This is a genomic window from Streptomyces sp. ADI96-02 (assembly GCF_003846185.1).
Taxonomy (GTDB): Bacteria; Actinomycetota; Actinomycetes; order Streptomycetales; family Streptomycetaceae; genus Streptomyces.
Genome location: NZ_ML123035.1, coordinates 66,866 through 74,703, shown reverse-complemented (window position 1 = coordinate 74,703; position 7,838 = coordinate 66,866). Strand labels below are relative to the sequence as shown.

The window sequence follows — 7,838 nt, the reverse complement described above, 5'->3', positions numbered from 1 at the left end:
CAGGCGGTCGTCGACGTGGCGGACGGACCGTACGACAGCGGCTTCGAGCGGCTGCGCCAGGTACTGATCGCAGCGTCGAACCACCAGCCCAACCAGGCGAACATCCTGGCCCCGGTCGTGACTGGTCTCGACCGGAAGGGCCTGTGTCATCACCTGGCCAACGACGATCGGCTGACCTGGTGCAAGGGGAGGAAGGATCATGAACCCCCTCAACGGTCCCGTCGAAGTCGGCGTCCGTGCCCTCGTCCTTCTGACGGAGGCCTTCCCCGGCCGCCTGGACGTCGCGGAACTCGTCTTCCTCGACCACGCCATGCTGCACAGCGGAGACCTCGACGGAGGCCCAGCCAGTCTTCAACCAGACCTGCCGGCCGGTCCCGGCGAGCTCGGCCTGCGCCGCGCCCTGGTCGAGCAAGGGCTGTTCGTACTCATGCGGGCCGGCCTCGTCGAGATGAGTCCCGACAAACGAGGGTTCCTCTACGGTGCGACAGAGGAGGCTGCCAGCTTCCTCGACACCCTCAAGGCCGACTACGCCGGCGCGCTCAAGGAGCGTGCTGCCTGGCTCGCCGAGCATTATCTGCGCCGCGGTGCGGACGTCAGGGAAGACATGAAGCAGATCACGCGGCGATGGGCCGATCAACTGCGTGCCGAAGCCACCGGCCACGGAAGGGACGAAGACCAGTGAGCGCCCTGACTCTGGTGCACCTCACCTCGGTGGGCCCGGACAAGCCACCGGCGACTGTGGAGTTCGGACCTCACCTGACCGTCATCTACGGGGCCTCGGAGAGCGGCAAGTCCTACATCGTCGAAGCCATCGACTACATGCTCGGCGCCACCAAGCTCAAGCCCATCCGTGAGGCCGAGGGGTACACCCACGTCCTCCTCGGGCTCCGCACCGAGGACGGGGACGTGATCACCCTCTGCCGCGAGCTGGGCGGCAACAAGGTCGACGTCTTCGACACAGACATTCGGACCCTGCCCGCATCGGCTCCCACCCACCGGCTGAGTGTGAAGCACAGTCCCAAAGCGGACAACAACCTCTCCCGTCACCTGCTGAAGATCCTGGACGTCGACGGCAGGCGCGTCCTCAAGAGCGCCGCGCAAGGACAGCTTCGTACGCTCAGTTTCCGGGACCTGGCCCACCTCTGCGTCATCAGTGACACCAGGATGGCGGACCCACGTTCCCCGGTCCTGGCCTCGGGGCAGAGCACGGCCGCGCCGGCGGAGAAGTCCGTCTTCAGGTTCCTCCTGACCGGCGAGGACGAGCCCGAGCGCCCAGCGGGCGCCAGCGACGTCGAGAAGAAGGTCGGCAGGGGAAGGATCGACCTCCTCGACCAGCTCATCACCGAAACCCAGAGCAGCCTGGAGATCCAGGTCAACGAGCCTGAGCTCCACGCCCAGTTGGGCCGTCTGGAGGAAGCTCTCGCCGGCGCAACGGCAGCCAACGGGGAACTGGTCACGCAGCGCTTCGATCTCGTGGAGCGTGGACGATCCCTGTCGTCCCAGACGACGGCGAACCGTGAGCGCGCCGGTGAGCTTCGAACTCTCCTCGGCCGCTTCGGTCTCCTGCGGCAGCAGTACGAGTCCGACCTCGACCGGCTGCGGATGGTCGCCGAGGCGGGCAGCCTCCTGGGCTACTTCTTCCGGGAAGGCCCGTGCGTCTTCTGCGGAGCGGCCCCTGAGCACCAGCAGTCCGGCCACCAGCTGGCCGAAACCGAAGACCTCCAGGTCGCTGTCGTCGCTGAGATCCGCAAGACGACCGACCTGCATGCCGACCTGATCACCACCATGGAGGACCTCGAAGAGCAGCTCACGCAACTGCAAGACGAGCGTGCTGCGTTCACCGCAGCGAGCGGAACTCTCGCCGCCGAACTCGGCCGCCTCGACGAGCGGCTGGCACCTCTGCAGGAAGACACGAAGGCCCTGCTCGCCACCCGCAGCAAGATCCAGAACGACTTGGCCCTCCACGCGCAGATCCAGCGCCTTGAGAACATGAAGGCCACCTTGTCGAGCGTGACAACGGCACCCGCGTCCACCATGCTCGACGCAATCCCGGCGGCCGAGCTCGCCGACTTCGAAAACACCGTGCGCGAGATCCTGACGGCATGGAAGGTCCCGGGCGACAACCGCGTCACCTACGACCAGAAGACTGCCGAAATCTCGGTCGGCGATCGTCCCCGAAGCAGCCGCGGCCGGGGCATGCGCTCGATCATCCACGCGGCCTTCACCGTCGCCCTCGCTCGCTACACCGCCAGCCGAAGCCTGCCGCACCCCGGCTTCGTCGTCCTCGACTCCCCGCTCCTCACCTACCGGGAACCCGACGAAGACGACATCAAGATCCCCTACGACGTCGTCGCCCACTTCTACCGCACACTTCAGAACGACCCCAGCGCCCAGGTGATCATCGTCGAGAACGTCGACCCTCCACACGACCTCAGCGGCCAGGCGACGCTCTACCCCTTCCACACCGCAGGGGCGGAAAGGAGGGGCTTCTACCCATCCTGACGCTGCCGAGCGAGCCGCGCTGATGTACCTCGTGCTCGGATCACCATCAGACGGGGCGCTGCTCGAGGCCGTTCGGGCGGGTCGCGCTCACCCCGTCGGTATCAGCAGGCTCGCCCTTGCGAATCCCCCGCGGTCAGCGGCTGTCGCCGCGGCCGATGCGGATGTCGTCGAGGAGCTCCCTGGTGATCGCTTCTGTCCCGGTCAGGTGCGCGGTTTCGATGGCTTCCTGGGCTGCCTGGCAGATCAGGTCGTTGAGGGAGTCGATGTAGCCGCCGGTGCGCTTGTGGAGGTAGCGGGAGAGCTTGACCAGGGTGCGCGGCTCGTGGTCGTGGAGGCGCAGGTCTTCTTCGAAGCCCTGGACGCAGCTGTGCCAGTCGTCGCCGAAGGGGATGGCGGCGGCCCACAACACCGGAAGGTCGCTGAAGTAGGTCTTGCCCTTGATCCCGGGGGGCAGGGTTTTGCGCCGCTTGCTGTTGCGGGCGTCGTGCACGATTTCGCGGGCGCCGGTGCCGCAGAAGACGAAGGTGGCGCGGGTGCGGTCCTGGAGTGCTTCGAAGTAGTCGAAGGCGCCGGTGATCTCGTTGTCCTGGATGCGGTCCACGCCGTCGACGAGGACCAGCTGAGTGCGGGCGTGGGCCATGACGTGGGCGACGGGCTCGGTCATGTCGGCCGGCCGGCGGGTGCGGTCGGCGGCGTTGAGGGTGTGATTGAGGCCGAGGAACTCGGCGAAGGGCAGCGACCAGTGCAGGTTGGTCTCCCGTTCGGGCGGGACGCTGAGGTAGATGACCGGGATGCGGTTGGCATCGGGCCCGAGGTCGGCCTCGATCAGTCCCTGGAAACCGCGGCCGATCTGGACGAGCAGAGTGGTCTTGCCCGTGCCGCGGTCCCCGTCAATGATCATGTTGGTGCTGCGGCCGACGCTGCTGAAGCGGTTCTTTCGCAGCTGACGCCGCGCGTCGAGCAGACCGCGGCGCAGCGCCGGGGTGACCACCGGCAGCATCTCACCGTGATACATCAGCCGCGGGTCGCGGGGCCCGACCCGGGTGCCCTTGGGAGCGCAGTCCGCGAGGTCGGGCGCTTGGAGCGTGCGTGAGGCAGCGGCGTTCCACCCTTCCCGGGTGGTCAGCAGCGGGGCCTCGATGGGCCGGGTCACGGCATGGGCGACCTCCGGGCTGAAAGTCCGGATCAGTTCTTCTCGGCTCACAGGACCTCTCCATCCGCTGCGTCGTCGTCGGACGCACTGCTGTGGGGTATCGGGCTGGCAGGCATGTACGGGGTGGCGGGCCGGCTGTAGCCGAAGGCGAAGATGTCGGCCGCACTGCCGCGCAGGCTGAGGTAGTCCGCACCGGACCGACGGGCCCAGCCGGTCTGCTCATCCTCGTGACTGTCGTCGCCGGTGCTGTCGGGGACGGCCGGTACAGCCGGCTGCGACTGTTCCCGGGCAGCCGAGGGCGGTGGTGGGGGAGTGGTGTCTCCGGCCGCCAGGACGTGCTCGGCGTCCATGGCCAGCGACGGCGCCCGCACCACCGTTGCCGGGTCGGGGTCGGGCACCCCTTCGTAGGGGTCGGGGACGTCGACATCCAGGTCCAGGACGGGGCCGGTGAACAGCTGCGGCACCCGCTCGGCCTGCGGGTCGGGGCCGCGCCGGGCGCGCTCCCGCAGCGCGGACACCTCGCGTGCGATGCGCCGCTGGTCGTCCCTGCGGCCGCCGTCCTCCAGCACCCGCAGCGTTGCCTGTTCCCAGGTCCACTGGGTCCAGGCATCGCTGATCAGGCGCTGGTGGATGAACTCGGCCTCCACCCAGTCGTCGATGGCGTGGTCGTAGAGCCACACGAACCTGGGAGCGTAGGGGCTGTAGCGGATCTGCCACCGCATGCCCTGCCCGGGGGTCTGGCTGTGCCGGTTCCTGTACTCCTGCAGGGCTTCGCTGTTGTAGGTGCGGTTGTCGATGGTGACGCCCTTGTCGGTCACCTTCAGCCGCTTGAACGGCAGCAGCTTGCGGTTCTCGTGTGGAGTTAGAGGCAGCGGTACGTGGCCCTCGGCGGCCACCAGCGTCGCGTACATGCGGTTCGGGCTGACCGTGATCCCCGACAGAAAGGGGCTGCGCAGCCCGTCGTGCGCAGTCTGCTGCCAGTCCAGTGCGATCCATTCATCGAGCAGGTCCTGCAGCTCGTTCAGACTCCACAGCGGGCCCTCGGCGACGTGCTTGCCGCGCCGGGCGAGATCGGAACCGGTGTATCCGGCGACGTACTGCGAGAACCGCTTCTTGACCGCGCCGAAGGTGCTCTCGATGACGGCCTTGTCGGTGGCGGTACGCGTCCGGGCCGGGCGCACGCTGATGCCGAGCATGCGGCACACGTCGTCGAAGTGCTCACTGTTGAAGATTTTGCCGTGGTCGACGACGATCATCCGGGGCCGGATCACCGGCCGGGCCGCAGCTCCGGCCATGCGCGGATCGCAGGCCACCAGATCCGCATAGGGCATCTCGGACCGCTCCGCCAGGGCTGACGGCGACCAGCCGGGCCGGCCGGGCATCGGCGCCAGGGCCTGCGCCAGCATCAGCACCGCGTCGAAGGACCGGGTACCGCGCCCACCCAGCCGGCGGCCCCGCGGGCCGCGCCCGGGAACCTTCGGCACGATCATCGCGCCGATGATCGACCGCGACGCCACGTCGATCGCCGCGGTCAGCTCGACCTGCACCGGCCGGCCGTCGTCACCGACCGCGATGACGTCCAGACCGGTGGAGTCGATCTGGACCTGCTCGCCCAGCCGCAGCGCCCACGTCGGCGTGTACGGGGCAGTGGCCCCGTTGGCCGCGTCCATGCGCCGCTGGGTCGGCCACCGCAGCGAGTCCACCGCAATGCCCAGCCGCTCCAGCAGCCGGTAGAAGGTGGCGCGGGAGATCATCAGCCGGTCGTACTCGTCGGGATGTTCCCGCTCCACTGCGGCCTGGAGCCGCTCGTACAGGCGGGTGCCGTGCCCGTCGGACTCGTCCCGCCCCGCCTCCACTTCCGCCAGCAGCAGCCGTACCACCCGGCCGTCCGTGCGCCCCCACGGCGAGCCGGTCACGACCTCGCGGACCAGTCCGAACACGCCCCGTGCCTGATAGGCGCGTCGGCGGCGCTCGATCGTGCTGACCGAGGAGCTCTTGAACCCCAGTGCTTTCAGCTCGTCGGCCTTGGCGGCGATGCGCTGGCGGACCGTGAAACGTGCCGGATCGTAGTTGGGGCGCGGCACCGTGCCCTCCGCAGCATCCGGTGGCACGCCCTCGTCGATCTCCCGCAGATGCCGTTCCCAGTCCCGCACCGCCGCTCGCTCGGCCTCCGACAGCAACGACAGGCCGCTGGTGTCCGCCACCCTCACCGCATCCTGCACCCGGCCGTCATCGTCTAGGAGGGCGTAGTCCTCGGCGCCGACCACCGCCGCCACCAGGGCGCGGGCGTCATGCCCCTGCTCGTCCAGACAGCCCAGCTGCACCTCGGCGCCCTGCAGTGCCACCACCCGGTACGTTCCGCCCTGCCACCGCACCCGGGCGCCCAGCGGCAGCCCGCTCTGCTGCGCCGCCGCGGCCAGCGGTCCGACCGGTGTCATCCGTTGTCCTCCCAAGGAGTGGTCGTTACCGGGGACGGCCCATATCCGTGAGGTCGGGAGCAGCGGCAGCGTCCGGTCGAAGTCCAGCGTGCCCGTCCACAGCAGATGCCAGATGTGACCGGCTGCCGGCAGCCCCAGGCCCGAGACGACGGCGCCCTCCTGCAGCGGGCGCGGCACGGCGAAGACGTTCAGCAGTACCTGCCGGGCTTGCGTCCCCGGGGCGAAGTCGGCACCGCGGAAGTGCGCGATGCTCCGCAGCGAGGAGTGCATCACTCCTTCGGGTACTTGCAGGGGACGGATCTGCCATCCGGCCGCGGCCGCCGCATGACGCAGGACCCGTTCCTCTACTTCGGCCGCCCGGGCCGCGGGGCGGTGCGGGATGACGAACCGCCGGCCGTCGTGCGTGCGCGCGAAGAACGCCGGCCGTACCGTCTCCTGCCGTCCTTCGTGCTGCCAGTGCAGCTCGGCGACTCCGGACTGGAAGCAGGCGATGTCCGCATCGAAGTCGAGAAGCATCGCCGCGTCCATCTGGACCGTGCTGGAACACCATACGGTCATGCCGTTCGTCGCACAGAACCAGTCGGTCAGGATGGACCGCCGCCCCCGGTAGGCATGCGGCTCGGACAGCGGTGCACGTTCTTCCAGCGGTATGTCGCGCAGCAGACCAGGCTCGTGCACCAGCGTGCGGCCTGCCGCACTGCGGTAGTGCACCCGTACGTCGATGTCTGTGGGCAGGCCTTCCTGCTCGTTCGACGTGAGGGTGCCGTGCTTCCCCGGCCTGTGGGCACCGGGACCCTTCTGGCTATCCATAGGGACGGTCCGCATGGGCCAGGATCTTCCAGGGCACGCAGGAGAGCTCGTCGACCGACTGCATGCCGCCGACCTGCTCGTGCGGTGCGGCCAGGGGCAGATAGGTGCCACGCTGAGGACGTGGAACCGGTGCGCCGAGAGCGGGGTGCTGCGCCCTCCAAGCCCTCAGGCCCCAACCGGAGCCATGACCGAGCCCGGATGTCGCCTGCTGCAGCCACTGCTCAGACTCCGGGGACGACAGTCGCCCCGCCAGCCGCCGGCGTTCGGCGGAGACCATCACGGAGGCGAGCCTCATCACGGACGGCAGCAGCTCCAGCGGCGTCGTACGGGACGTGCCCAGTCGCGGTGCTCGTCGGGACTCGTGCGCGAGAACACCGAACGCGTCCGCCACTAAGACCTGTCCCGTAACTGCTGGTCAGCGGTGAGATGATCTTGACGTGTCTGGTGTGATCACGGCGTCGCAGCCCTCTTGGATAGCCCCGTTCAGCGGGTTGAGCCCGCGCCAGTTCGGTAGGCTGGTCGCCGCGCTCCGGCGCGAGGGCGCAGATCCGGTGCGCAGAGGCCGGCCGTGGAGTCTGCCGCTGGAGGACCGCGTCCTGCTGGTCGCCGCGTACTGGCGGACCAACCTGACCCTGCGCCAACCGGCGCCGCTGTTCGGGGTGTCGAAGTCCGCAGCCGACCGCATCATCGACCACCTCGGGCCATCGCTCGCGCTCCAGCAACGCAAGCGGTTCCGCAAGGACACCGTGCTCATCGTGGACGGCACTTTGATCCCCACCCCGCGACCACAGTGTCGCCGAGCAGTCGAAGAACTACCGGTACTCCACCAACCACCAGGTCGTCATCGACGCGGACACCCGGCTGGTCGTCGCAGTGGGCCGTCCTTTGCCCGGCAACCGAAACGACTGCAAGGCGTGGGAGCTGTCCGGTGCGAA

6 protein-coding genes and 1 pseudogene are annotated in these 7,838 nt (G+C 68.9%); 3 read left to right on the top strand and 4 right to left on the bottom strand.

Features of this window, described 5'->3' with window-relative positions; translation table 11 throughout:
• The coding region (locus tag EES43_RS31080; protein WP_206430226.1) for a hypothetical protein at window positions 1-201 on the bottom strand (201 nt) is incomplete at its 3' end.
• On the opposite strand from EES43_RS31080, the gene EES43_RS30380 reads away from it, so the two are divergent.
• Together EES43_RS30380 and EES43_RS30375 are read left to right on the top strand one after the other, a co-directional pair.
• Entirely contained in the window at window positions 200-682 is a 483-nt protein-coding gene (locus EES43_RS30380; RefSeq protein WP_124272261.1) for an ABC-three component system middle component 2, read from the top strand. The genes EES43_RS31080 and EES43_RS30380 overlap by 2 nt on opposite strands.
• On the top strand, window positions 679-2,502 hold the full coding sequence (locus EES43_RS30375) for an ATP-binding protein (protein ID WP_164493356.1): 1,824 nt from the start codon (window positions 679-681) through the stop codon (window positions 2,500-2,502). The genes EES43_RS30380 and EES43_RS30375 overlap by 4 nt, the downstream gene beginning before the upstream one ends.
• Before the next feature lie 133 nt (window positions 2,503-2,635).
• Here EES43_RS30375 and EES43_RS30370 read toward each other — a convergent pair whose 3' ends face one another.
• From EES43_RS30370 to EES43_RS30360, 3 genes are read right to left on the bottom strand one after another with little or no spacing between them, the layout of a single operon-like run.
• Window positions 2,636-3,706 carry an AAA family ATPase gene (locus EES43_RS30370; protein WP_124272260.1) on the bottom strand — a complete coding sequence of 357 codons (1,071 nt, stop codon included), beginning with the start codon at window positions 3,704-3,706 and terminating at the stop codon, window positions 2,636-2,638.
• Window positions 3,703-6,903 (bottom strand): Mu transposase C-terminal domain-containing protein, encoded by a 3,201-nt coding sequence (locus tag EES43_RS30365; RefSeq protein ID WP_124272259.1) that lies wholly within the window; start codon window positions 6,901-6,903, stop codon window positions 3,703-3,705. The genes EES43_RS30370 and EES43_RS30365 overlap by 4 nt, the downstream gene beginning before the upstream one ends.
• Window positions 6,896-7,294 carry a hypothetical protein gene (locus tag EES43_RS30360; protein ID WP_124272258.1) on the bottom strand — a complete coding sequence of 133 codons (399 nt, stop codon included), beginning with the start codon at window positions 7,292-7,294 and terminating at the stop codon, window positions 6,896-6,898. The genes EES43_RS30365 and EES43_RS30360 overlap by 8 nt, the downstream gene beginning before the upstream one ends.
• 46 nt (window positions 7,295-7,340) lie before the next feature.
• On the opposite strand from EES43_RS30360, the pseudogene EES43_RS30355 reads away from it, so the two are divergent.
• Window positions 7,341-7,838: pseudogene (locus EES43_RS30355) on the top strand (transposase family protein); the annotation flags it as partial.

What these genes read in the sequence shown, in the direction of transcription:
- EES43_RS30380 (WP_124272261.1), top strand. Translation starts at nt 200, where the DNA reads ATGAACCCCCTCAACGGTCCCGTCGAAGTCGGCGTCCGTGCCCTCGTC.
- EES43_RS30365 (WP_124272259.1), bottom strand. Translation starts at nt 6,903, where the DNA reads ATGGATAGCCAGAAGGGTCCCGGTGCCCACAGGCCGGGGAAGCACGGC.